Source organism: Lysinibacillus sp. NPDC097231 (assembly GCF_044761885.1).
Lineage (GTDB): Bacteria > Bacillota > Bacilli > Bacillales_A > Planococcaceae > Lysinibacillus.
This window is the reverse complement of sequence record NZ_JBIWDH010000008.1, coordinates 57,950-82,076: the sequence shown is the minus strand read 5'-3', so window position 1 is coordinate 82,076 and position 24,127 is coordinate 57,950. Positions and strand designations below refer to the sequence as shown.

Below are 24,127 nucleotides of genomic sequence, written 5' to 3'. Positions count from 1 at the left end.
TATCAAAAATATAGAAATTTCGTAGTTAAAAGGACTAATAATGTCCAACTCGTTTTGTATAATGGGGAAGTAACTATGAAGAAAGAGTGGGATATATGGTAGATTCACAACAAAATAAAGGCTATCGCGTCATTTCAATGTTTGACAGACTGATGGATGGTCAAGGAATTAATAAAAGGCAAGAAGCATTTACACATAATGTTGGTGAAAAAACCATACAACGGGATTTGGATCAAATTCGAACATATATTGAAAAAACTAAATTGGGTTGCCATTTAGAATATGTGCGAGCCGAAAAGGTGTATAAGCTCACCAATACTGGAAAAAACATTTTGTCGAAAGAGCAAGTTTTAGCGATTGTTAAAATTCTCATTGAATCAAGAGCACTGTTAAAATCAGAAATGAGCGATATTATAGATAAACTTATTTCAATTGTTACAGCTGATAAACAGGAGTTTATTCACAATATTATTTTAAACGAAGAGCATTTATACGTAGATTTAAATCATCAAAAGTCTTTATTACATTTAATTTGGGTTCTTTCAGAAGCGATTCAGAAAAAGAAAATCATTAAAATTGATTATTTACATGAAGGTGAAACCATCCCTGTAGAAAAGGTCCTAAAACCACTCGCCGTCATTTTCTCAGAGTACTACTTTTATTTAATTGCTTATGATAGTAAGCACGAACAGGATTTGCCTATTGTCTATAGAGTTGACCGTATACAGCATTTTCTTGAGCTTGATAAAAAATTTCAAATACCTTATGCTGAGCGTTTTCAAGAAGGAGAGTTTCGTAAACGCATCCAGTTTATGTATGCTGGCGAGCTGATGCACGTGAAATTTATATTTAAAGGAATATCCCCACAGGCCGTATTAGATCGTTTACCAACAGCAAAAATTGTATCCAATAAAAAAGGGCACTACTTATTTGAAGCAGAGGTTTTTGGTTGCGGTATAAGGATGTGGCTACTTAGCCAAGGGGAAAAAATTGAGGTGTTAGAGCCAATTGAGCTTAGAGAAGAAATGATTAAAACGATTCAATCGATGCAACAAAATTATCGTTATATATAAAAGTTAGGACAATAAAATATAAAGTAAAAATCCGCGTAAATTCGTGCCTTGCCTGGCATAAAGCTATGCGGATTTTTATTATTTCTCTATTTCTTAAAAACATCCTCAATAAACGACCTATTAAAGTCACCTAAAATCTTATAATCCTTCATGTAGTTTTCCTCATATAAATAAACAAATAAATGATTTTTGTCATCCAGACGTAGTCCAACGGCATGACTATCATTTATATGTAATGTAATCCAATATGCTTCATTAAAATCAGATTGGCCAAAGTATACTTTACGAAGCGGTTGGTCTTTAAATTGTTCCATGATCTGATCAATTTCAGCTCTATCTGTGATAATGATAGTTTTTTCATCAGAGGCACGAATAATATCAATGGCATTGATTTGCTCAATGTCGAGACGTTCTGTTACCTCCTTGGTAAAATCAGAATCACGAGTCAACAGCATTGTTGAGACATAAAGAATGACAAGCGGGAGTAAAATGCTGAGAAGTATTTTATATCTTTTTTTCATTGTAAACCTCCTTAATTTCAAAAAATTCGCACATATGTATGCTCTTCCAAGCTATAATTGAGCATATACTGAATTGATAAAGGATGGCAATAAAATGGCACAGATTCATGAAGAAAAAGAGGTATTTTATCCAGAAGGTACGTTAATGTATCGTGGTGGTGTGAAGAAAAACGACTTTGGACATGACATTTATGATGGCAAGGGGACGATATTTGACCAGGAAGGTGAACTGTTATTCGAGGGAGAATTCGTCAATCATATGAAGCAAGGTAACGGCATCATGTATTTAAAAGGACAAAGGATTTATCAGGGCGAATTTATTCAAAATAAAAAACAAGGTAATGGTATTTTATATAAGGATGATAAGGTCTATTACGAGGGGCATTTTCGCAATGATTTAATGGATGGTTACGGCATTCTATATTATGAGGAAGAGACCATTGCCCCATTTAAAGAACTTCGGATTCAGTATCCACATTTAAATAAACCACAATTTGAGGGTGATTTTGTACATGGCATGAAGAAGGGAAAAGGCAAGCAATATTATCCAAACGGCTTTTTCCAATATGAAGGTGATTTTATGTGGAATCATATGCAAGGTGCAGGAAAGCTTTACTATGCACCAGAATCACCTAGTGCCAAGGAGCTTGCAAATGGTGTAACAACACTCCAATATGAGGGCTATTTCTTTGAGAATATGAAGCATGGCAAGGGAAAAATCTTTTCGAGACAAGGTGTTCTTGAAGCGGAAGGGCAATTTAAAGAGGATGAGATGACTGGCCAAGGTACCATTTATTATGCGAATGGACAGGCTTCCTATATTGGCGAACTCGTGAATGGACAAAAGCATGGTCGAGGAGATTATTTTAATGAAGAAGGGAAAATTATTTATAGCGGTGAATTTATCAACGGTGAACGTTTACGAATAACACCAGAAATAGAGCGGGAGATTGAAAAATTACAGAAGCAGCTCGATGGGCTTGTAGGACTTCCCAATGCAAAAAAAGAATTACATAATCTTATCAACTTCATTAAAATTCAAAGTTTACGTGTCGATCATGGATTAACAAGCTTCCCCATAACATATCATCTTGTATTCTCTGGAAATCCAGGTACAGGAAAAACAACAGTTGCCCGTATAATTGGTCAAATATATAAGCATCTCGGTGTACTTTCAAATGGTCATTTCGTGGAAACAGATCGTGCTGGCCTAGTAGCAGGATATGTTGGCCAGACAGCTCTAAAGGTACAGGAAGTTGTTAATAAGGCAAAAGGCGGTGTGCTTTTTATCGATGAAGCCTATTCACTGGTCAATGATAAACAGGATGCGTTTGGTAAGGAAGCGATTGATAGCTTATTAAAGGCAATGGAGGATTTACGGGATGATTTAGTGGTCATTGTAGCAGGATATACAGAGCTCATGGAAGAATTTTTATTGGCTAATCCTGGCTTTAAATCACGTTTCAATCATTTTGTACAGTTTGATAATTTTAGTACGGATGAACTCTATGATATTTTTGCCATGCTATGTAAAAATAACGATTATCAATATGGAGATGCATTTGCATACCATATGAAGGCGCAGTTGCAGCAAATTCCAGTAGAATCCATTCCGAATTTCTCCAATGGACGCTATATTCGAAACGTATTTGAAAAGCTTGTAACCATTCAATCAAATCGCCTCATTCAGCAGAACAACATTACGAAAGAAGAGCTAATGGCATTTACAGAGAAAGATATTTTACTAGGCATATCCGAAAATCTATTTGAAAATACATTTTGATTGTAACAAAAACAGTAAGTTATTTTGGTCTTTGAAAATTGAAAAGGAGATGAAAAATGAAAAAGCTTACAGCGATCATTTTAATAGGTGCATGTATTTTACCAAGGGTGATGACGATCAATATTACGATCAGCAACAACATAAAAATTCATAAAAATAAACCAAGTGAATAATCGACAAAATGGAAAAATAGCATTCTCACAATCGTATCATGATGGAGAACAAACGAAGAAAGAGTAAAAAAAAAAGCGGGCTTACAACAACTAGCAGATGTTCGAATAGAAGTACTTATTATCAAAAGGAGTTTTTCATATCGACAAGAGTTTTTGGATGCTCGCTTGACTATTTAGAACGATAGAGGGGCTAAAATAATGACATTAATCGTAGCATTGCTAGCTATAGGACTTCTGTGGTTTATAAGTATACTTCATATTTATTGGGCTTTTGGAGGTCGATGGGGAGCGGCAGCAGTAATCCCTGTAAAAGTGGGAGAGCATCGACCTGCTTTTACGCCAAGAAAGCTTGGAACCATACTTGTAGCCATTGTTATTCTGCTAGCTAGTTTCATTGTTATTGTTCAAGGTGGTTTCTTGAAGAGCTACCCGGCAAACACATTTTCTAACATCGGAAGCATTGTCTGTGCGGTTGTTTTTATGATTCGAGCTATTGGTGATTTTAATTATGTGGGATTTTTAAAAAAAATAAAGCATTCACAGTTTGCTAGAAATGATACTTGGATGTACAGTCCAATATGCTTGTTCTTGGGCGTGGTCTATATTACTCTAATATTTTAAGAGTAGTTATCGCAAAGCTATAGGGGGAAGCCATATTGAGTCAAACGATTTACTTACTTCGTCATGGTGAAACAGAATATAATACACAGGGACGATACCAAGGAGAGCTCGATTCACCGTTAACAGAAGTTGGCATACATCAAGTTCAACAAAATGCCCTAATGCTGAAAAGTTTAATCGGAGATCCTAATGAATGGAAAATTGTATCAAGCCCGTTAGGTCGAGCATTACAAAGCACTGAAGTCATTTGTAAAACGATCGGATATGATTTTAAAAACGTGGAGAAAGAAAATCGTTTAACCGAGGTTGCTGTGGGTCAATGGGCTGGATTAACAACGAAAGAAATTGAAAGTTCATGGCCAAATCTTTTTAACAACACAGACATGTATAGCTGGTATTTTAATGCTCCAAATGGAGAAACGTATGACTCAGTAGTGAGCAGACTAAGTACTTGGCTAAAGGACATTCAACATGTACCAAAAGTTATCGTGATCTCTCATGGTCTAACAGGTCGCATCTTAAGAGGGGTATATGCTGATCTAAAAAAAGAAGACGCACTAAAGCTAGAAGTATCACAGGATGTGTTCTTTAAATTATCGACTAAAAAAATCACAAGAATTTGTTCGGATTTCGATGATTTTTATCTTCATTCAGCAGAAGACTCCCACCTCAATAGGTGGTGAGATGAACGCGGTTTTGGTTCCTTTTCAGTGGGTATCCAAGCACCTACTGAATGAAGATAAAGCCTCCGGCGGATGTCACGGATTTTAAAAGGAATGAATTGTGCGTGCACAATTCAAAATCCGGACGCAATTACGCCAAGGCGAAATTGATTAGTAATCATTCTTAAGAATTTCTTCATAAATTTCCTACAGGAATATTCAGAAATGCCTCCTATTATAATGAGTGGGGGGCGTTTTTTATGAAAAAATTTGTATTATTTTGTTGTATTTGTGTGGCAGCGTTGTTTTTTTATTTTACAGCTAACACACCTGAAAAATCACAAGTAGAGTTACCTTCTTTACATAGTAAAAATGCTTTATTGCTGAACAAAAGAGGAGAAGTATTATACGAAAAAAATGCAGATGCTATTATTTATCCTGCCTCATTAACGAAAATTATGACAGCGATAGTTGCTATTGAAATGAGTACTGATCTGCAGAAACAAACAATTGTTGAACCACAAACGATTGCTAAATTTACTGCTCAAAATGCTTCAATGGCTGGCTTTAAGGGAGGGGATTTTGTAACAATAGAGGATTTATTATACGGCACATTACTTGCTTCAGGGGCAGATGCGACTGGAACACTTGCAGATGCGATCGCAGGTAGTGAAGAAGCATTTGTGACATTAATGAATAATAAAGCGCATGAATTAGGGATGAACGATACCCATTTTGTGAATGCCAGCGGATTACATGATACTGCTCATGTCTCCAGTGTACGTGATATTAGTAAGCTATTTCGTTATGCGATTGAAAACCCAATCTTTTATCAAATAGTAACTTCTAAAAGTTATATAACTCGTGTACCGAATGAATTAACAATATCAAACACTCTTCTTACAAAAATACCAAGTATGGAAGGGGCAATAGTGGGAGGAAAAACGGGCTACACACCTGAAGCTGGTCTTTGCTTAGCCACTATTATAGAAAAGAATGGTGAACAATTTATTTTCGTTACGACCAATGCAGAAGGGCAAGCTTGGACACCGCCACTCCATATTGAAGATGCTCTCACAGCGTATGATGCACTATAAAAGAAAAAATGAAAAATTTGGCAACTTTTTTAACCATTTCAATCGTCTTACTAATAGGGTGTCCTGCACAGTACCTGAAAAAGAGAAGGAGTCTACAATGCCCTAGAATGATGATCTGTTAATGAAGTAATTGGACTAACAGTAGGTTCTAATGAAGGGATTTGTTAGTGTGAAGGAAAGATTTAAGGAAACGGAGGAAAATAATTGCCGGAGCGACGGAAAGAGCCAACGAAATGTCGCATAAAATTATTAGTGGTGAATCTGGTTGATTCCTACTATTTCCTGGTATAAACTATTATTCTATAATTAGAGTGACATCCTATACTTTTTCGAAAACACACATGTGAAAAGACATCTATGTTTATAAGGGCGGTGTAGAACCATGAAAAAGCTTTTACCATATGCTATATTTTTGACTTTTTTAATTAGTGTATTTGTGGGGCAAATTTCAGCAAGTGCTGAGGGTACATTAGTTATTCAAAAATTAGTAGAAGATGCAACAATCTATGCAGAACCTTCCGCGGACAGTGTCGAAGTTGATCAAATAGCGAAGGGGAGTTATGTAACAGCTACGAATGTGAGTCAGGGATGGACCTATATTCAAACACATCAACTTGAAGGTTATGTTGAGACGGCAGCGTTAGTAAACGTTAAGTCAGAGGGTTATTTAGTAGTGCAAAAGGGTGGAACAGCTTTATTTACATATCCTAGTCAAAACGCTCAAAAAGTAGGTCAGGTGTATGAGAACCGAGTAATTTTTGTTTATGGAACAGCACCTGGGGGCTGGTCTTTTGTCCAATATGGTCAAGATACAGGCTACGTAGCAACGAATTCTTTAAAAAAGCCTATAGCGACTACAAAACGAGTAAATGCTGTTAATGGTGCTGTCCTACGTTTAACAGCTAGCCCAAATGGCGAGGAGCTTGGAACGCTTGCAAATAAAACAATCGTCCAGCAATATTCAACACTAGCAGGCTGGGCTTATGTTGAAACAGATACTCAAAAAGGTTATATAAATGCTTCTGAGCTAACAGACTTACAGAAGCTGGGTAACAAAGTATATAATAAAGGTGTTCCTGTAGTAAAAGGAGAAAACAAGCGTGTGGCTTTAACGTTCGATGATGGGCCAAATGCGAAGGTTACCCCACAAATTTTAGCGATTTTAAAAAAGCACAATGCGAAGGCAACATTTTTTATGGTGGGTCCCAATGTCTCCAACAATTCTGCAATAGTGAAGCAAGTTTATAAAGAAGGCCATGAAATAGGCAATCATACATGGAATCATTCGAAATTGACAACCTTATCGAAAACTAATGTCAAACAAGAGGTTGATCGTACTAGCAATGCTACTTATGCAGCTATAGGTCAATATCCAACGGTTTTCCGCCCACCATATGGTGCAACAAATGATCAAGTTCGTTCTGTGATTACGATGCCTACTATTCTATGGTCAATAGACACACTTGATTGGAAGCATCGCAATGCTGATAAAATTTTAGCGTATATTAAAACGTCAGTGAAGGATGGCAGCATTATTTTAATGCATGATATTCATCAAACAACCGCAGATGGTCTTGAAAACGTTATTCTTTATTTGCAAAAGCAAGGCTACGAGTTTGTAACCGTTAGTGAAATATTGCAATAAGAAATTAGGAATCTTGCCTATAATTTAAACCGTTATTTTACGAGAACTACTAGCCTTGTCTATTTCTAATAAGATATTAAACATAAAAAGCCGTGCAATAGTCTTATTTAGACATTGCACGGCTCATTAAATATATTGAGTTGTAATACTATATAGAAATACCAAATACGTCGATAAAAACGCACCAACAATTGGTACTACGAGAATAGCTTTGAAGGATTGAAATGTTGGACAACGACTGATATATTGGCCATCGCATTTGGCGTTGCTCCTAAACCATAACCTGCAAACCCTGCCACCATCACAGCAGCATCATATTTTTCATCTAATATTTGTCCAAATGTTGCTGCGGCACCATGACCATCTTCCATGGAAACTGCACCAGCCATCATACCGATTGATGGCTGAATGCTCATCAGCTATGCAAGTATACCAATAACATTTTGCATTAATACTATGAACTACAAGCCAACCAATTCTACCAACCTTAACAAGTTGATGTTTGCTCCTAAGCCAATTGCTGTGATTTGATTGAATTCGATCATTAACCTTGCCGCTTAAGTAAGTTGTTAAGTGCTTCATAGACAAAATAAGCACCTAATTTAACAGTGCGTTCGTTCTCATCAAGTGAAGGATTTACTTCACAGATATCAAAAGAATGTGTATTTGGATGCGAAGTAACCTTTTGAAGAATCTTGCGTACCGTCGTTGGATTTAGTCCAAACGGTGATGGAGCACTAACACCCGGTGCAAAAGCAGCGTTTAGTACATCCATACATAGCGTTAAGAGAATATAATCATGGTTCTCCATAAATTGCTGAAGATCTTGCATGATTTGTGCATTATTTTCTGGATTCATATCTTCTTCTAACACATAATGCACATGTAATTCATTGGCTTTGTCAAATAGCTCTTTTGTATTGCCATAACGCTGTATGCCAAGAACAAAATAATCTGCATGCGGATCCTGCTCTAAAATCTGACGGAACATTGTACCAGACGATGGTTGCTCATCATATGGTCGTAAATCGAAATGAGCGTCGATATTCACAATCCCGATTTTCGCGTCCTTAGGCAAGGCCGCACGAACGCCTAGATAATGGCCGTATAGTGTTTCGTGTCCACCACCAAGCACGACACATTGTAATTTTTTATTTAGTAATGTTTCGACAATTTCACCGAGCTCTCGCTGTGCTTCCTCTAAAGCATGATTTAGACATAGAACGTTACCGACATCTAAAATTTGCTGCTCATCATTAAATGTCCAAGGTAAGCTAGATAATGATTCACGCAGAGCATTAGGTCCACTTGCTGCCCCAACACGTCCCTGATTTCGACGTACACCCTCATCGCAAATAAAGCCAACAATTCCTGCATGTAGATTAACTGAAGCGCTTACATCATTAATAGGAATTCTTTTCACTTTTTGATGTAAACGAAAACTACTCGTATTCGTAGTTGAATCTATACGGCCATTCCATTGTTTTTGATCTGTCATTGTGTACATATTTTAATCAACTCCATTTCCAATATTATTGTAACCTTAATATCGTTATGAATAAATTATATATTCACATAATTATAATTGCTAATACATAAGTGACGGAGCAAATGAATTTCTCGAAGGAGCTGGGCGGTTCTATCCAAAACTTTAGCGAATTTATCCGTCATTTCCAAGGTTTTATCCATCGGTTTTAATTCTAAGCATCATTCCAGTGCGGCTATCCGTCGATTTGACATTTCTATCCGTCACTTTGAATTCTGTGCATCATTCCAGAGGCGTCTATCTGTCATTTTGACATTTCTATCGGTCATTTCCAAGGTTCTATGCGTCACTTTGACATTTCTATCGCTCAATTCCAAGGTTCTATGCGTCATTTTGACATTTCTATCGGTCATTTCCAAGGCTCTATCCATCACTTTGAATTCTATGTATTATTCCAGCGGCCCTATCCATCACCTTCAATTCTATGCATTATTCCAGCGGTTCTATCCGTCACTTTGACATTTCTATCGCTCAATTCCAAGGTTCTATCCATCGGTTTGAATTCTATCCACCATTTCCAAGGCTCTATCCGTCACCCTGATCATCCTATTCCTCATTTCAACTGCTATCTTCGTTACTTTTTTCTCTATCTACTAGAAACGCTGTCTTAAGTATGAATTTTCTCTATAATTCAAATTTTTGTTTAATAGACATTGATTTACGAGAAATATAGCGGTAACATTTAATGTAAGAATAAAAATGAACAATCATTCATTTTTCATTTTAATGTTCAAACAAAGGGGGGCTTTTCTATGAATTTTTCTTATAGCGAAAAAGTAGTAGAACTGCAAGAGAAGTTAACAAATTTTATGGAGCAATATATTTATCCAAATGAGGCAGTGTATGCTTCACAGGTAGAGGCAATGGAGGATCGGTGGGGAGCAATTCCGCCGATTATGGAGGAATTAAAGCAAAAGGCAAAAGAAGCGGGCTTGTGGAATTTATTTTTGCCAGATAGCGAATATGGAGCAGGTTTGACGAATTTAGAGTATGCACCTTTATGTGAAATTATGGGTCGTTCTTTACTTGCTCCTGAAGTGTTTAATTGCAATGCACCAGATACAGGAAATATGGAGGTACTTGAGCGTTACGGTTCAGAGAAACAAAAAAAGCAGTGGTTAGAGCCATTATTACGTGGAGAAATACGTTCCTGCTTTGCGATGACTGAGCCGGCTGTCGCGTCAAGTGATGCAACAAATATTGAGGCGAGCATTGAACGAGATGGGGATTTTTATATTTTAAATGGACATAAGTGGTGGACAACAGGAGCTGGAGATCCTCGCTGTAAAATTGCAATTTTTATGGGAAAACATAAAGACTCTACAGCGCCGAGTCATGAGCAGCAGTCGATGATTTTAGTGCCGATGGATACGCCAGGTGTAAAAATTGAGCGTATGCTTACTGCATTTGGCTATGATCACGCACCAGAAGGACATGGTGAGGTGACGTTCACAAATGTTCGAGTACCTGTTGAAAATATTTTGTGGGGAGAGGGCAAGGGTTTTGCGATTGCGCAAGGGCGCTTAGGGCCAGGCCGTATCCATCATTGTATGCGTTTGATTGGTGCAGCTGAACGTGCATTAGAGGAAATGTGTGTGCGTGTACAGGAGAGACATGCTTTCCATCGACCACTAGCAGATCAAGGTGTTATGCGTGAGCGTATAGCGGAGTCACGTATTGATATTGAACAGGCCAGATTGTTAACGCTAAAGGCCGCATATATGATGGACACAGTAGGTAATAAAGAGGCCAAGGCGGAAATTGCGATGATTAAGGTTGTCGCACCAAATATGGCATTAAGAGTTATTGACCGAGCGATTCAAGCATTTGGTGCAGCTGGAGTAGGACCTGATACGACGCTTGCTGCACAGTGGGCTAATTCTCGGACATTACGATTAGCAGATGGGCCGGATGAGGTGCATCGTAACACGGTTGCCAAGCTTGAGCTGAAAAAGCATGCCAAAAAACAAGAGGAGCTGGTGAAATGACTGTACTAGACTTATTTAGCTTAAATGGAAAAACGGCTATTGTAACAGGGGGTGGCCGTGGTCTTGGAGCTCAAATTGCGCAAGGTTTTGCTGAAGCTGGTGCCAACATAGTGCTCTGTTCAAGAAAGGTTGAAGCATGTGAAGAGGTAGCTGCAGAATTAGCAAAATTAGGTGTACAGACATTAGCTCTTGCTTGTGATGTGACAAATCCAGAAGATGTAGCAAATGTAGTATCAAAAACGGTTGAAACATTCGGGAAAATTGATATTTTAGTCAATAACAGTGGGGCGTCTTGGGGTACTCCTGCTGTTGAAATGCCGTATGAGGCTTGGCAAAAAGTATTTGATGTTAATGTAAATGGTACATTTTTAATGAGCCAAGCTGTTGGAAAAATAATGTTAGAACAAAAAAGTGGAAAAATTATTAACATCGCATCGGTTGCAGGGCTTGGCGGTACATTGCCTGATTTCATGGATACAATTGGCTATAATGCGAGTAAAGGTGCGGTCATTACCTTAACGAAGGATTTGGCTGTAAAATGGGGGCCGTATGGTGTCAATGTGAATGCGATTGCACCAGGATTTTTCCCAACAAAAATGTCAAATGTCTTAATTGAGCGTGGACAAGATTATTTAATGGGCGTCACGCCGTTAAAGCGTTTAGGCACTGAGAATGACCTAAAAGGTGTCGCATTATTTTTAGCGGCTGCTGCCTCGGATTATGTGACGGGGGATGTCATAGTTGTAGATGGTGGGATGAGCTCAATCATATAGGGGGGATACGATGGATACGATACAAGTAAGGGCAAGTGAACGTATTGATGAAGAGAAATTACAGTCATTTTTAGAGAGCCAATTTCCTGAGTTGCCAGAAGGAAAGCTAGAAATTTCACAATTTAGTGCTGGACATTCAAATTTGACCTATTGTCTAAAAGTAGGTGAATTTGAGGTTGTCCTTCGTCGACCTCCACTTGGACCAGTTGCCAAAAAAGCGCATGACATGAAACGCGAATTTACTATTTTATCTGCATTACATCCATTTTTACCTGCTGTTCCGAAGCCTTATGTGTACGTAGATAATCAAGAAATTATTGGTAGTGATTTTTTCTTAATGGAGCGCAAAAAAGGGATCGTACTGGATAGTCATTTTCCACCAGGTACTGAAAATAGCGAGGAATTAGCACGTCTGATATCGGAAAAGATGGTGGATTCACTAGTTGCACTACATGCAATACCATATCAGGAAACGAATTTAAAGGATATGGTGAAGCCAGAGGGCTTTATGGAACGGCAAGTACATGGTTGGATTGAACGCTATGACAAAGCGAAAACGGCAGAGCATGCTGAAGTTGAAGTTTTGACAACGTGGTTAAAGAATCATATTCCTTCTAATAATGATGCGACCATAATTCATTATGATTACAAGCTTAATAATGCCATGTTTTCTAGTGATTATTCTGAAATGATTGGACTGTTTGATTGGGAGATGACAACTGTAGGGGACCCATTAGCAGATTTAGGAGTGGCCATGAGCTACTGGATGCATGCAGACGATCCAAAAATGCTTTTATATGCACTTGGAGAACCACCGGTAACGATTTTACCTGGGTTTTATACACGTCAAGAATTTATTAACCGTTATGCAGAGAAAAGTGGGCGTGATGTTTCAGCTATCGATTATTATATTACATTTGCCTACTTTAAATTAGCTGTAATTTGTCAGCAAATCTATTACCGTTATGTGAATGGGCAAACACAAGATGATCGTTTTGCACAAATGGATAAAATGGTAGCTGCATTGATTAAGGAAGCTTCTAAGGCACTATAAAGTGAAACTTAATCAGTAGGGGTTTTCTTCAGCCCCTACTGACAGAGAAACATAAGCTAAAACATTCACATCCTGTGAAAACTCTTGTGTAACCAACATCCTGTTGTTGCTGTCGCTACGCTTTCGCACAGACAAAACCATGTTGCTGCCGCTAAGTTAGCACTACGCTTTCGCACAGAAAACCTTTGCCGCTGTCGCTTTGCTTTCGCTGAATTACAGCCCGTGAATACGGGATAAAATGATTATAAATGACGGTTGCTTTTACTAGCAGCCGTATTTTTTATCAATAAAACATCAGATTATCCGACATTAAATAGTGTATTATAAGATATACTCTCGCACCCAATTTATTTTAATAACAAAGTATTTCCCGTTAAGAAAATAAAAGATGGGGAATGTATGTTCTTATTTTATCATAGAATTCATATTTTACAAGTGCATTAGATTAAAACATCGTTGACATTTAAGTCAAGAATCTAAGTAGGCACAAACATGGATTTACCCTATAAAAATGATTGGAATAAAAGTGCAGTATCTCTTTATCTTTTTCGAGAAACATTATCAAGGATATCGGTAATGGAGAAGAGATTGTGTGGATTTTCACCAAACTGGACAGATTAGTGAAAGTATGATGTTTGATTGCACTTGCTAAAGAATCTATTGTGCTTTAACATAGTTAAGCAACTTACATAACCAGAACATCTTTACCTAAGGAGTGGTGGAATTGGCACGTGTTTTATTTATTAATGCTGGATCAGAAGGACATATCAATCCAACTATTGGAGTTGTACAAGAGCTTATTTCGCGTGGAGAAGAGGTTGTGTATTTTACGATAGAAGCTTTTCGAGAGCGTATTGAGATGACAGGAGCAACTGTCCGAACATTGGATGGTCAAAAGTTTATTAAAGCCTTTATCTCAGGTGGCAGAAACCATTTACTTGAAAGAGTCAACGGTCTTTTACATACGGCAGATATCGTGATACCTACCGTGCTTGAACAGATCAAAGGAGAGCATTTTGATTATATCATCCATGATTCTATGTTTGGTTGTGGACGTTTACTAGGTCAAATCCTTAAGCTTCCCGCGATCAATTCGTGTACATCGTTTGCGCAGAATAAAATATCATTTAATAGCACATTAGAACAACTGTCACAAAATGTCCCAACAGAAATTTTAAAAAAGATAAATGATGATTTTCAAAACCTGATAACTCAAATGAAGGAAAAATATGATGTTGAAATCAATTCTCCTTATGAAGTTTTTTGTAACCCTGCACCACTTACAATCGTTTATATAACTAGGGAGTTTCAACCTTTTCAAGAAGTATTTGACCAAACATATAAATTTGTAGGTCCATCTATCTCTTTACGATTACCGCAAAAAAACTTCGACCTTACTACAATCAAGGGAAAAAGTCTCATTTACATTTCATTGGGTACGGTCTTAAACAAAGCCATAGATTTCTATAAGCTTTGTTTTAAGGCATTTGGGAACACTGATAATACTGTTGTCATGTCAATTGGGGAACAAACCCAACTAGGTGAAGTGGGGGAGATTCCTAAAAATTTCATTGTAAAAAATTACGTCCCTCAAACGGAAGTGCTACAATACACTAAATTATTTATCACACACGGAGGAATGAACAGTACCAATGAAGGTCTCTATTACGGAGTTCCATTAATTGTAATCCCACAAAGTGCAGATCAGCCGATAATTGCTGAGCAGGTTACCAATATAGGAGCAGGTATTCAATTACAAATGCAAAGTTTGACGGCAAATCAACTATTTGATGCTGCAGATCATGTGTTGAACGACCCATCCTTCCAGAAAGCGGCTGCAAATATTAGAGAATCCTTTGAAAAATCGGGTGGGTATCACCAAGCTGTAGATGAGATTTTCCAATTTAAAAGCCAATTGAATATTTAATAAAACCGACTAAAGTTACGTAGCATGAAAAGATCAGGTTCACAAATATGAACCTGATCTTTTTTGTACTTTCCTAAATTATTCCCACGTTTGATCTAACTTATCACTATAAAATTTTATAGCTTTACTGTAATCTTTTATCTTCATTCAGCAGAAGTTTTACTTCTTCCAGTTGACCGTTTTCTCTTAAAGTGATGATGTGTTGTAATTTCTTATCCATTTTCTTTTATCCTTTAACTTTCTGTTTTTTTATGGTTTAATAATTTTAAACTTTAAAACTATTATTGTATACTTAGTTCTTATTTTAAAGGTTTTACTTTTATTCTCAGGCATATTGATTAGGAAAAGTAAGATAAAACAATAATTTGAGGTGAACTAGAATGCTTGAGCGTTCTATGGAGAAAACACGGGAATGTAAAAAAGAAAGGGAGTGATAGAAGGAAGGGCATTTTGTTAATAGCTCTTTCTATATAAAAAGAAAAGAGGACTATTATTATGAAAAACAATCAAAGCATCTTTAGTGAAGGATTTGATTTAAAATATTGTGTGAAGGGGCGAGGTAAGCAGATATTGGTAGTGGGTAGCAGTGTATACTATCCACGCTTGTTCTCGGAACACGTATATAAACATTTTCAATTTATTTTCTTAGATCATAGAGGTTTTGTGAAGCCACCTCGTTCTTTAAAGCAAGAAGACTATACTTTAGATAAAATTGTAGATGATATTGAAACAGCAAGGCAGTTGCTCAAGCTTGAGGATTTTATCATTTTAGGACATTCTGGACACGCATTTATGGCTTTGGCCTATGCCGAAAAATATCCTCAGTATGTTCAGAAGGTCATTTTATTAAATTCAGCTCCGACAAACAATCAAGAGAGACAGCAACAAAGTTTTTCATTTTTTAATGAGACTGCCAGTGCTGAACGAACACAACAATTTGAGTATGATATTGCTTTCTTAGAGAATGATATTCACAATGATCCCGACAGACGATTTGTGCATATGTGTATTCGCATGGGGGCGCATAGCTTTTATGATTATACGTTCGATGCTACTTTTATGTGGGATGGCGTATATACAAATATGGAAGTTATTGATTACCTTTGGGGTGTAGCTTTTGCTGAACGGAACCTAATCCAATCTATGGCTCAAATAGATAAACCTATTTTTGTAGGGTTAGGAAGGTATGATTATTTAGTCGCTCCTGTTTCGCTTTGGGAGCCAATTGATCATTCTAATAAAAATGTAAAGAAAGTCATTTTTGAAAAAAGTGGCCATAACCCAATGTTTGAAGAACCAGATACTTTTGATAGAGAGTTAATCAATTGGATTAATGAATAGAAAAATTTAAAATAAAGATTGATAATTTAAATTCGTTCAAAATCCTATTAAATACACCCTATAAGATAGTCACTTAAAAAAAGTATCTCTTATAGGGTGATTTTTTTATAATGTTAAAGTTGATAATTTACAAGGTGAGAGTCATACTTAGATCAATTTCGAGTGGTGAACTTAAGTGCCATCTTATCTAATACAGTAGCAATTATTATCCCTACTGTATATCGAACGAAATCCTCTGCAAGAAAACCTTTACCAAGTATCAAAGCCCCGAGCGTTGTCCCACGAATCTGATTAATCCAGTCTTCCTGATACAACTGGCTAAATTCAATGCCGAAGCTAAAGAAAAAACTGAGCGAAATGGCTGTTAGGGTGCTCTTACGTACTAACAACAATCGAAATCCGAAATAGACCATCATAGCCCACAGTATGTCTCCAGCGTTCTGCGCTACAAATGATAGAAGCAGAAGACTCCATTTTCTAGAAGCTAGACCTAATAAAATGGTGATAACAATAGCTACCGAATAAGCTATTCGCATGTTACGGTATTGCAAGTTGATAGGTTTATGCTCATTAGTCAATAGAATCACTCTTTCGCGTGTAGATAGTATGCATTAATATACTCACCTAATCATTTAGTTCACATTGTACTCCTCTTTAAGCAAACTGTATATTTCTAAATCTACTACACCTTTACCAGACCATAACGTAGCTTGTCTTAAAAGTCCTTCTTGTAAAAAGCCGTTTTTCAGGAGAACCTTTTTAGATGTTCCGTTTAATGGCATAACCTCAGCCTGTATTCGATTAATATTAACTTCCTCAAATAAAAATTTGACAAGTGTTTTAACGGCTTCAGTCGCAATGCCCAAACCCCAATAGTCCTGTGCTAAAAAGTAACCAATCGTCACCATATTTACTTTTTGATTAAAGTCCATTGCTTCGATAATGCCTACTAGCGTATCGCTTTTAGACCTTTGGAAAATGCCCCATTTGACTCTGCTTTTTTTCTGATAATCCCTGTCAAAATGACCGATCATTTTATGCACGGTTTGGATATTATGTTTAGGGATTATCCCACAATATTCAAATACTTTTTCATTATCATAAATTGCAAATACTTCCTCTAAGTGTGCATCCTCAATTTTTTTCAGTACTAGATTTTCTGAGCTTAATAATGGGAATTCTGTAAACACTTTTTCTATTTTCATGCCATTCGCTCCTTGATTCATCCTATAATCGGAATGTAGATTATCATTTTCATGTTATTTGGAAATGTTGAATTAACTACATCAGTAATTTCAAAATCGGGGCCATTATTTCTTTCATAATTCGAATTTGGTAGCCAAACACTATAAATATAGCGTCTTGTGTTTTGAACCGCTTCAGAAGATCCATTAATTTTGAACTCCGCATATTTTCCCTCAGGAATTTCAAAATTGACAAAGCCATCATCTAAAGAACTATCATATTTCTGCACTTCTTCTCCAATAATGAAGGAAAACTGACCATCATCATGAAAATTCGTAGAGATACCATGAGCGATATTCGGTGCAATTTTATTCTCAATCCGCTCATAATACAGATTTTTCCCAAAATCAAAATAAAACTCTGGAATATCTTCAAAATACTTTTCGTTTTGTAAGGTTGTTTTGTACTCATACCCAATGATTAGTCTTTTCTTTAAAGAAATGATTGCAGGTTTATTCATATTCAGATCCCCATTAATTTTATAGTCTAAAAAATTCATTCTGGTTTGAAGGGGTTTAGTGTTTTTTATCTTTCGATATTTTGCAGGGGTTACACCAAAGTAATTGACGAATGCGCGTGTAAAAGCCTCTTGGGAACCATATTGAAAAGTTATCGCGATTTCTAATATGTTTTTTGTGGTTGCTAGTAATGATGATGCAGCTTCAGAAAGCCTCCTATTTCTAATATACTGCTGCACCGATAATCCGGTAATTGCTTGAAATAGTCTTTGGAAATGAAAAGCTGAAAAATATGATTTTGAAGCAACTTCTGTAATGGACAATTCATCCTGTAAATGATTTTCAATATAATCAATTGACGTTTGAATCCTTTCAAAATAATCCATACCATAGCCCCTTTCATTCACAATGATAAAGAAAGAACGCAAGATTTTTTTGATAATTTGTGCTAATTCGTACATTATATTGTAAAAAGGGAATGAATAAAAGATAAAAAAGATATGATAAAATGTCATCTTTCATAAATAGAATTTGAATTAAATTGATAAAATGTGTATAATTTTACTATATTTTACTGAAAGTGAGGGATTTATAATGATAGTCAGATCTATTTTTCCATCAAACAAAAACAAAATTGAGGTGTGGAAGAACTAAAACTTTTAACTTCTTTCAGCAGGTGGACAAACATTCGCTGAAATAAGTATGCCGAGGCATAATTGATTAGATTCTTCCTCATCAATCGGAGGAATTTGACATGTATAGTTATTATGGTCCAATTTGTACAGAGCTTTATGATTTTACAAAACCGGTAGGATTTTCACTTGGCGGGGATATTGAATATTATCTAGAACGATTACAAGGTACGAAAGGGAAGATACTTGAAGCGGGAGTTGGATCAGGGCGTTTCCTCATTCCTTTACTAGAAAAGGGATTGAATGTGGACGGCATTGATTATTCTCCTGAGATGTTAGCTTCCTGTCAAACACGATGTGCAGAAAGAGGCTTAAAGCCCAACTTATATGAAGGGAACTTGAGCAATTTTTCTTTGGATTCAAAATATGAAGCTGTTGTCATGTCGACTGGTTCGTTCTGTTTAATAGAGAATCCGAAAGATGCTTTGGATGCATTAAGATGTATGTATAATCATCTTATTCCTGGGGGACGTCTAATAGTGGATTTGCTATTACCCATAGACTGGAAAACAGGGGAAATTGATTCTTCCTACTATGAAATTTCGAAAGAGGAAGGAATTTCATTAGAAAGAAAAGCCGTAGAAATGAACTGGGTCGATCAATATACACTGACCGTTTTAAAATATGAAAAATGGAAAAATGGTAAATTAATTGATACTGAATTACAAAGATTTCCGATAAGGTGGTACGGAATAGAAGAATTCCAGCACATATTAACAAGCATAGGTTTTTCAGATATTACTTGCTCCGCTGAATATGTTTATAACAAGAAGCCTTCAAAAGAGCATTCATTATTTACATTTGAAGCTGTTCGTAAATAAATAAATAAATAAACCCTGCTAGATTTTTGCTAAGAAAATAGTTAAAAATCTAGCAAGGTTTTTGGTTTCATAATTCATTTGTGCTTCAGGTGTCACGCTCTCTCATGCTTGTCCAATGGTATCCGCTGAACGAAGTTAAATTAGCGACTTACTGTTGTGGATCGTTGAATGCTAAATTCATTCCAGATTGAATCCTTTTCCTCCAGTAATTCTTTTCCGTTCCAAAGGATATCGTATATGTCACCCTCGTAGGCAATGGCTCGGCCAAATGCAAATGACATAAAATAGTCCTTCCAGGATTGGAAGAAATGGCTTCCCGCATCAGCTGCTCGAGCTATGTAGCCCCATGCCTGTTCCTCGGTAATATAACCGACTAAGTAGCTCCATCTTGCAACATTTACAGCTCGGTCAAAATCCCAAGCAGCAATAGTGTCCACCCGGTCAAAATCGGATTTCACAAAGGAAAGCTTCTTCATCATCGCTTCTTGTGCTGATTCATAACATTCTTGCGATTTTCCTACTTCCTCCTCAGTAAAAGACTGTCCAGCTTGCAATGCCAAAAGAAGCTCATCATATCTCGTCCGATGCCCTTCCGTAAGTAGCCATTCTAGGGTTTCAACAGCCTCCTCCGGATTATTAACGTCCCAGTATGAAGAAAGGACCTCCTTCAAAGTTTCATGATCTACATCTATCGGAAGTATCCGTGGCGAATCAGTACGGTAAAGAGCGAGATTGGCACCGTAGGCAAGCAAATGCTGTTTCTCCTTTGGTAAAGGGTTAGCCATCTCCATTTCTAATTGCTGTTTTTTGGCGTTTTTCGTAATTCGCTTGCTTGCTGTAATTAAACCCACAATAAGTAGCAATACAATTGCTACAATAATTCCTACAATGATTAGTAAAATCTTCAAAATCCCACGTTCCTCCTCGTTTTTATTTCTCGATGTTTAAATTATGAATCACTCACTTTCGGCAAAGTATAGTAAAATTATACATTTACCGACAATATTATACAATAAGACTATCTTATTACTTATTATTGAAGAAATGGATGATATTTGGGGTAAAGGCTTCCTGCACGAGAGAATAAAAAGAACTAAAAGAAGGGTATATGAAACGGGAGCTGGCTCTGGGCGTTTTTTAATTCCTTTTCTTGAAAGGGGATATCATGTTGAGGGAGGGTTCATGCCAACAGCTTTGTTCGGTTTTAGGAGAATTAAATTATTTATATCCTTCTCATAATCCATTTTTTTCTTGCTTTATTTTTACTGCTAAAAAGGAAAAATATGATTATCTACAATTCGAGGAAGAAAGAAGGGTTATCTATGGACAAGGATATGAACTATGGTAGCGACTTTAAGTATATTCCAGCAACTTCAATTTGGAGTGGAGATGGTGTGGAAGTATTACCAGATTTATATCAACATATGATTCAAATTGTGAATATTGTTCTTTACGGTGAGCCTCATAAAAAAGAATTTGTTGTGGTTGATGCAGGAATGCCAAAAAGTGCACATGCCATTATTTCGGTAGTAGAGGAGAGGTTTGGAGCAAATAGTCGTCCTAAAGCTTTAATTTTGACTCACGGTCACTTCGATCATGTTGGGGCAATTATCGGTTTAATTGAACACTGGGGGATGCCAGTTTATGCTCATTCTTTAGAATTGCCTTATTTAACTGGTAAAAAAAATTATCCTGAACCTGATCCTATTGTAAATGGTGGTTTAATCGCAAAGGTGTCATCAATTTTTCCAAATGAAGCTATTAATTTAGGAAACAACATTGAGGCGCTCCCATCCGATGGCAGTATTCCATATATGCATGGGTTTCGTTGGATTCATACTCCGGGCCATACTCCAGGACATATATCTTTGTTTCGAGAAGAGGATCGTGCGTTAATTGTTGGAGATGCATTTGTTACGGTGAAACAAGAGTCGCTCTATAAAGTAATGTTACAAAAAAAGGAAATTAGTGGACCGCCGCGCTATTTTACGACGGATTGGCTAGCTGCTTGGGATTCAGTTAAAAAATTAGAGGCATTAAAGCCTTCAGTGGCGATTACGGGGCATGGATTACCAATGAAAGGAGAGGAGCTGACTAAAAATTTGCACAAACTTGCGACTGAGTTTGAACAGATTGCTTTACCGAATCATAGTAAATTCCTGAATTAGTCTTATGTAAAGGTCACTTTAATTTTTCCAGTTTTTATTAAAAAGCCTATTGACAAAAAAATGCAGAATCGTTTATATTTAATTTATTCAACGTTGAATATAAAAAGGTGATTATTATGACAAGATTATTAGTTCTTGCTATGTTAGGGCTTAAACCAATGACTGGCTACGATATTAAAGTAATGCTTGAATTAAGTGATGCTGAACGCTGGGGTGGTGTGCTAATCGGCTCTATCTATAATGCTTTAAAGAAGCTTGAAAAGGATGGTTATATAGAGGTGGCTAGTATTGAATCCACGGGTCATAGACAAAAAGCCATTTACCAAATTACTGAAAAGGGAAAAGCACATGAGCAAGAATTAATTATTGAAGCTCTTGAAAAATCATCTGTTGCTTATCCAACAACATTGTATTCTGGTGTGTCCTTTGCATTTAAACTCCCAAATCCTCGAGCTATTGAAGCATTAGCAACGCAGCAAAAGATTTTAGAACACGAAGAAAAGGCTATACTTGCTGGCTTTGAAGCAAAACGGATTGCCATGCAAGGAGAATTGCCAGCATTAACACAATTAGCATTTGAAAATATGCTAGAAATTGTAAAAGTCCAATGGAAATTTGTAAATCAAGCTATTGAAATTATGAAAAAAGATAAAAATAACTCTCTCAAATGAGGGAGTTAAAAAATAGTCATATAGTCAAAGTTGAATATACAATATTAAATAAGGGGGCAAAATATGAAAAAGCTAATTAGTGCTAGTCAATTAACGAAAAGTTATAAGGCTAGATGTGTTGTTGATCATATAAATTTTGACATTCAAGAAGGTGAGATAGTTGCTTTAATTGGCTCGAATGGTGCTGGAAAAACAACTACAATCAGTATGCTCCTTGGCATTGTTCCTCAGGATAGTGGAACAATAGAATACTGGACATCTGATTACAAAAAAGAAATAGGTACGCAGCTGCAATCAACACCTTTTTTCGAAGGCTATTCAGTTGAAGATAATATGAAATTATTCGCTGCATTCTATGGAATTTCATTAACAAATAAAAATATTGATAACAAACTCGCGGCCTTTGATTTACTGCATGTAAAGAAAACGCCTGCTATTAAGTTATCAGTAGGACAACAAAAACGTTTAGCCATTATCGTGACAACTTTGCATAATCCTAAACTAGTAATTTTGGATGAACCTTCTGCAGGATTAGATCCAAGGGGGCAAAAGGAAATTCAACACATCATAAAGAGGTTACAAGATAGTGGGGTTGCGGTGTTATTTTCTTCTCACGATATGTTGGAGGTAATGAATGTAGCTGACAGAATTTTGATCATGCATCAAGGGAAAATAATTGCAGATGGATTGCCTGATCGTTTAATGGCTGAATACCAAACTCAAAATTTGGAAGATTTATTTTTTGAAATAACAAAGTGAGGAGCGAGAGAATGAAGACGGTTTTCGTATTAAATTTAAAATCTAGCATGAGGGATATGTATTTACTATTTTGGTCTATATTAATGCCATGTGCGGCAATCATTGCATTAAGGATTTTTTTTCCGAGTTATTCAGGAAATTACGTAGAAGGAATCATTGCCGTTAGTGTATTCTTTTACTCATTTATGACCACTGCCTTTATTGCATTATCTCAAAGAAAACGAGGCGTTTATAATTTACTGCACGCAACACCACTGCCCTTATGGAAATATATTGTTAGTGTTTCGAGTTCATGGGCTTTAATTTCAATTATCCTATCTTATATAGTGTTTTTATTTTCTAGCGTTATCAATCAACTGAAATTTTCCTTTCATGTCCTCTTATATATGACACCGATTATTCTAATAGCATCGTTAAGCTTTGTTTTTTTAAGCTTTTTTGTTTCAAGTTTGGTGAAAAATGAAGGGCATTTAAGTATGACAGCAAATGTCCTGATGATACCGATGCTACTTTGTAGTAACGCATTTTTTACAATGGAAAAGGCGCCAAACATTATACAATATATCAGTCTTGTAAACCCATTTGAATGGTTTTTGAATGGCATTAAAGCTGCATTTCTAAATAATTCAAGTATATATGGGGAATCCTTACTTCTTTTAATAGGATGCCTAGCTTTAACACTCATCATTTCTTTAAAAACATTCAAGTATAGTGACCAATAATTAATCATTAGCTGATATGCAAACTGAAAGATCATTAATTTTGGCTCTTCACCATAACCTGTGGTTTACTTCCGCTCTGCCAGTGTGCTTTCTAGGGGGCGTCCGATGAGCCGCTTCTTCTGCTGAAGGAACGAAGGCTAAGAGCATCACGTCCTGTGATAATGCCTTCGTGACCAACATCATGTTGGCCTCAGGGTCTCATCTATGACGCTTTTTTAAAATGGCTTCTTTTTATTTAAAAGGAACAATAATAACAGGAATAACCTATTGTTTCACTTAGCTTTACCTAAGAAAGCCACTCAAACAGATGCTCTTCAATCCAATTAATTATATTTTGAATCATATTGTTTATCATGTATCACTCCTATTTTGGTTGTGGTTTTTGAA

General features: G+C 36.5%; 23 protein-coding genes and 1 pseudogene. 17 read left to right on the top strand and 7 right to left on the bottom strand.

Annotated features, from left to right (window positions below):
- Positions 1 to 95: 95 nt before the first annotated feature.
- Positions 96 to 1,073, top strand: coding sequence for a helix-turn-helix transcriptional regulator (locus tag ACIQXF_RS07435; RefSeq protein WP_402780826.1), 978 nt, complete (start codon positions 96 to 98; stop codon positions 1,071 to 1,073).
- 86 nt (positions 1,074 to 1,159) lie between these two features.
- Here the strand turns inward: ACIQXF_RS07435 and ACIQXF_RS07430 are convergent, their stop codons facing one another.
- The gene (locus tag ACIQXF_RS07430; protein WP_402780823.1) at positions 1,160 to 1,594 is read right to left on the bottom strand and encodes a hypothetical protein; all 435 of its coding nucleotides are present in this window, start codon (positions 1,592 to 1,594) and stop codon (positions 1,160 to 1,162) included.
- A 94-nt stretch (positions 1,595 to 1,688) separates the two neighbouring features.
- On the opposite strand from ACIQXF_RS07430, the gene ACIQXF_RS07425 reads away from it, so the two are divergent.
- The 5 genes from ACIQXF_RS07425 (at position 1,689) to ACIQXF_RS07405 (ending at position 7,575) form a co-directional block, all read left to right on the top strand.
- A complete protein-coding gene (locus tag ACIQXF_RS07425; RefSeq protein ID WP_402780820.1) occupies positions 1,689 to 3,377 on the top strand; it encodes an AAA family ATPase in 1,689 nt (562 codons plus the stop codon).
- Positions 3,378 to 3,748: 371 nt separating this feature from the next.
- Positions 3,749 to 4,171 carry a DUF3995 domain-containing protein gene (locus ACIQXF_RS07420; protein ID WP_402780817.1) on the top strand — a complete coding sequence of 141 codons (423 nt, stop codon included), beginning with the start codon at positions 3,749 to 3,751 and terminating at the stop codon, positions 4,169 to 4,171.
- Positions 4,172 to 4,206: 35 nt separating this feature from the next.
- Positions 4,207 to 4,854 (top strand): histidine phosphatase family protein, encoded by a 648-nt coding sequence (locus ACIQXF_RS07415; RefSeq protein WP_402780814.1) that lies wholly within the window; start codon positions 4,207 to 4,209, stop codon positions 4,852 to 4,854.
- A gap of 239 nt (positions 4,855 to 5,093) precedes the next feature.
- A complete protein-coding gene (locus ACIQXF_RS07410) occupies positions 5,094 to 5,930 on the top strand; it encodes a D-alanyl-D-alanine carboxypeptidase family protein (RefSeq protein ID WP_402780812.1) in 837 nt (278 codons plus the stop codon).
- Positions 5,931 to 6,312: 382 nt separating this feature from the next.
- Positions 6,313 to 7,575, top strand: coding sequence for a polysaccharide deacetylase family protein (locus ACIQXF_RS07405; protein ID WP_402780810.1), 1,263 nt, complete (start codon positions 6,313 to 6,315; stop codon positions 7,573 to 7,575).
- Between the two features lie 148 nt (positions 7,576 to 7,723).
- Here ACIQXF_RS07405 and ACIQXF_RS07400 read toward each other — a convergent pair.
- Both ACIQXF_RS07400 and hutG read right to left on the bottom strand, forming a co-directional pair.
- Positions 7,724 to 7,898 (bottom strand): annotated as a pseudogene (locus tag ACIQXF_RS07400) (sodium/glutamate symporter); the annotation flags it as partial.
- 221 nt (positions 7,899 to 8,119) lie between these two features.
- Entirely contained in the window at positions 8,120 to 9,082 is a 963-nt protein-coding gene (gene hutG, locus ACIQXF_RS07395) for a formimidoylglutamase (RefSeq protein ID WP_402780806.1), read from the bottom strand.
- A gap of 791 nt (positions 9,083 to 9,873) precedes the next feature.
- On the opposite strand from hutG, the gene ACIQXF_RS07390 reads away from it, so the two are divergent.
- From ACIQXF_RS07390 to ACIQXF_RS07370, 5 genes are all read left to right on the top strand, one after another.
- A complete protein-coding gene (locus ACIQXF_RS07390; protein WP_402780803.1) occupies positions 9,874 to 11,109 on the top strand; it encodes an acyl-CoA dehydrogenase family protein in 1,236 nt (411 codons plus the stop codon).
- Positions 11,106 to 11,882 carry an SDR family oxidoreductase gene (locus ACIQXF_RS07385; RefSeq protein ID WP_402780800.1) on the top strand — a complete coding sequence of 259 codons (777 nt, stop codon included), beginning with the start codon at positions 11,106 to 11,108 and terminating at the stop codon, positions 11,880 to 11,882. Before ACIQXF_RS07390 ends, ACIQXF_RS07385 begins: the two co-directional genes overlap by 4 nt.
- 10 nt (positions 11,883 to 11,892) lie before the next feature.
- Positions 11,893 to 12,936, top strand: a complete 1,044-nt coding sequence (locus ACIQXF_RS07380) for a phosphotransferase family protein (RefSeq protein ID WP_402780797.1) — start codon at positions 11,893 to 11,895, stop codon at positions 12,934 to 12,936.
- 724 nt (positions 12,937 to 13,660) lie between these two features.
- The gene (locus tag ACIQXF_RS07375; protein WP_402780794.1) at positions 13,661 to 14,863 is read left to right on the top strand and encodes a macrolide family glycosyltransferase; all 1,203 of its coding nucleotides are present in this window, start codon (positions 13,661 to 13,663) and stop codon (positions 14,861 to 14,863) included.
- Between the two features lie 495 nt (positions 14,864 to 15,358).
- On the top strand, positions 15,359 to 16,204 hold the full coding sequence (locus ACIQXF_RS07370) for an alpha/beta hydrolase (RefSeq protein ID WP_402780791.1): 846 nt from the start codon (positions 15,359 to 15,361) through the stop codon (positions 16,202 to 16,204).
- A 152-nt stretch (positions 16,205 to 16,356) separates the two neighbouring features.
- Here the strand turns inward: ACIQXF_RS07370 and ACIQXF_RS07365 are convergent, their stop codons facing one another.
- The 3 genes from ACIQXF_RS07365 to ACIQXF_RS07355 are packed head-to-tail and all read right to left on the bottom strand — an operon-like array spanning position 16,357 to position 18,293.
- The gene (locus tag ACIQXF_RS07365) at positions 16,357 to 16,791 is read right to left on the bottom strand and encodes a ribosomal maturation YjgA family protein (protein ID WP_402780788.1); all 435 of its coding nucleotides are present in this window, start codon (positions 16,789 to 16,791) and stop codon (positions 16,357 to 16,359) included.
- 45 nt (positions 16,792 to 16,836) lie between these two features.
- Positions 16,837 to 17,409 (bottom strand): GNAT family N-acetyltransferase, encoded by a 573-nt coding sequence (locus tag ACIQXF_RS07360; protein WP_402780785.1) that lies wholly within the window; start codon positions 17,407 to 17,409, stop codon positions 16,837 to 16,839.
- Positions 17,410 to 17,426: 17 nt separating this feature from the next.
- On the bottom strand, positions 17,427 to 18,293 hold the full coding sequence (locus ACIQXF_RS07355) for an AraC family transcriptional regulator (protein WP_402780782.1): 867 nt from the start codon (positions 18,291 to 18,293) through the stop codon (positions 17,427 to 17,429).
- A 368-nt stretch (positions 18,294 to 18,661) separates the two neighbouring features.
- Between ACIQXF_RS07355 and ACIQXF_RS07350 the strand changes: the two genes are divergently transcribed.
- The gene (locus ACIQXF_RS07350) at positions 18,662 to 19,420 is read left to right on the top strand and encodes a class I SAM-dependent methyltransferase (RefSeq protein WP_402780779.1); all 759 of its coding nucleotides are present in this window, start codon (positions 18,662 to 18,664) and stop codon (positions 19,418 to 19,420) included.
- A 140-nt stretch (positions 19,421 to 19,560) separates the two neighbouring features.
- On the opposite strand, the gene ACIQXF_RS07345 is transcribed toward ACIQXF_RS07350, so the two are convergent.
- On the bottom strand, positions 19,561 to 20,328 hold the full coding sequence (locus ACIQXF_RS07345) for a DUF1266 domain-containing protein (protein ID WP_402780776.1): 768 nt from the start codon (positions 20,326 to 20,328) through the stop codon (positions 19,561 to 19,563).
- A 136-nt stretch (positions 20,329 to 20,464) separates the two neighbouring features.
- Here ACIQXF_RS07345 and ACIQXF_RS07340 point away from each other — a divergent pair, with 136 nt between their 5' ends.
- From ACIQXF_RS07340 to ACIQXF_RS07320, 5 genes are all read left to right on the top strand, one after another.
- The gene (locus ACIQXF_RS07340; protein ID WP_402780773.1) at positions 20,465 to 20,659 is read left to right on the top strand and encodes a class I SAM-dependent methyltransferase; all 195 of its coding nucleotides are present in this window, start codon (positions 20,465 to 20,467) and stop codon (positions 20,657 to 20,659) included.
- 83 nt (positions 20,660 to 20,742) lie between these two features.
- On the top strand, positions 20,743 to 21,588 hold the full coding sequence (locus tag ACIQXF_RS07335; protein WP_402780770.1) for an MBL fold metallo-hydrolase: 846 nt from the start codon (positions 20,743 to 20,745) through the stop codon (positions 21,586 to 21,588).
- A 116-nt stretch (positions 21,589 to 21,704) separates the two neighbouring features.
- Entirely contained in the window at positions 21,705 to 22,259 is a 555-nt protein-coding gene (locus ACIQXF_RS07330) for a PadR family transcriptional regulator (protein ID WP_402780767.1), read from the top strand.
- Positions 22,260 to 22,322: 63 nt separating this feature from the next.
- Positions 22,323 to 23,018: an ABC transporter ATP-binding protein gene (locus tag ACIQXF_RS07325; protein WP_402780764.1), complete on the top strand. Its 696-nt coding sequence runs from the start codon at positions 22,323 to 22,325 to the stop codon at positions 23,016 to 23,018.
- An 11-nt stretch (positions 23,019 to 23,029) separates the two neighbouring features.
- A complete protein-coding gene (locus ACIQXF_RS07320; protein ID WP_402780761.1) occupies positions 23,030 to 23,740 on the top strand; it encodes an ABC transporter permease in 711 nt (236 codons plus the stop codon).
- Positions 23,741 to 24,127: the final 387 nt, after the last annotated feature.

Bases quoted from the DNA above. Each gene is read 5' to 3' on its own strand.
- ACIQXF_RS07405 (WP_402780810.1), top strand. From the start codon at position 6,313: ATGAAAAAGCTTTTACCATATGCTATATTTTTGACTTTTTTAATTAGT.
- ACIQXF_RS07435 (WP_402780826.1), top strand. From the start codon at position 96: ATGGTAGATTCACAACAAAATAAAGGCTATCGCGTCATTTCAATGTTT.
- ACIQXF_RS07390 (WP_402780803.1), top strand. From the start codon at position 9,874: ATGAATTTTTCTTATAGCGAAAAAGTAGTAGAACTGCAAGAGAAGTTA.
- ACIQXF_RS07325 (WP_402780764.1), top strand. From the start codon at position 22,323: ATGAAAAAGCTAATTAGTGCTAGTCAATTAACGAAAAGTTATAAGGCT.
- ACIQXF_RS07420 (WP_402780817.1), top strand. From the start codon at position 3,749: ATGACATTAATCGTAGCATTGCTAGCTATAGGACTTCTGTGGTTTATA.
- ACIQXF_RS07355 (WP_402780782.1), bottom strand. From the start codon at position 18,293: ATGGATTATTTTGAAAGGATTCAAACGTCAATTGATTATATTGAAAAT.
- ACIQXF_RS07385 (WP_402780800.1), top strand. From the start codon at position 11,106: ATGACTGTACTAGACTTATTTAGCTTAAATGGAAAAACGGCTATTGTA.
- ACIQXF_RS07350 (WP_402780779.1), top strand. From the start codon at position 18,662: ATGTATAGTTATTATGGTCCAATTTGTACAGAGCTTTATGATTTTACA.
- ACIQXF_RS07335 (WP_402780770.1), top strand. From the start codon at position 20,743: ATGGACAAGGATATGAACTATGGTAGCGACTTTAAGTATATTCCAGCA.
- ACIQXF_RS07370 (WP_402780791.1), top strand. From the start codon at position 15,359: ATGAAAAACAATCAAAGCATCTTTAGTGAAGGATTTGATTTAAAATAT.
- ACIQXF_RS07430 (WP_402780823.1), bottom strand. From the start codon at position 1,594: ATGAAAAAAAGATATAAAATACTTCTCAGCATTTTACTCCCGCTTGTC.
- ACIQXF_RS07410 (WP_402780812.1), top strand. From the start codon at position 5,094: ATGAAAAAATTTGTATTATTTTGTTGTATTTGTGTGGCAGCGTTGTTT.
- ACIQXF_RS07320 (WP_402780761.1), top strand. From the start codon at position 23,030: ATGAAGACGGTTTTCGTATTAAATTTAAAATCTAGCATGAGGGATATG.
- ACIQXF_RS07380 (WP_402780797.1), top strand. From the start codon at position 11,893: ATGGATACGATACAAGTAAGGGCAAGTGAACGTATTGATGAAGAGAAA.
- hutG (WP_402780806.1), bottom strand. From the start codon at position 9,082: ATGTACACAATGACAGATCAAAAACAATGGAATGGCCGTATAGATTCA.
- ACIQXF_RS07425 (WP_402780820.1), top strand. From the start codon at position 1,689: ATGGCACAGATTCATGAAGAAAAAGAGGTATTTTATCCAGAAGGTACG.
- ACIQXF_RS07360 (WP_402780785.1), bottom strand. From the start codon at position 17,409: ATGAAAATAGAAAAAGTGTTTACAGAATTCCCATTATTAAGCTCAGAA.
- ACIQXF_RS07340 (WP_402780773.1), top strand. From the start codon at position 20,465: ATGGATGATATTTGGGGTAAAGGCTTCCTGCACGAGAGAATAAAAAGA.
- ACIQXF_RS07330 (WP_402780767.1), top strand. From the start codon at position 21,705: ATGACAAGATTATTAGTTCTTGCTATGTTAGGGCTTAAACCAATGACT.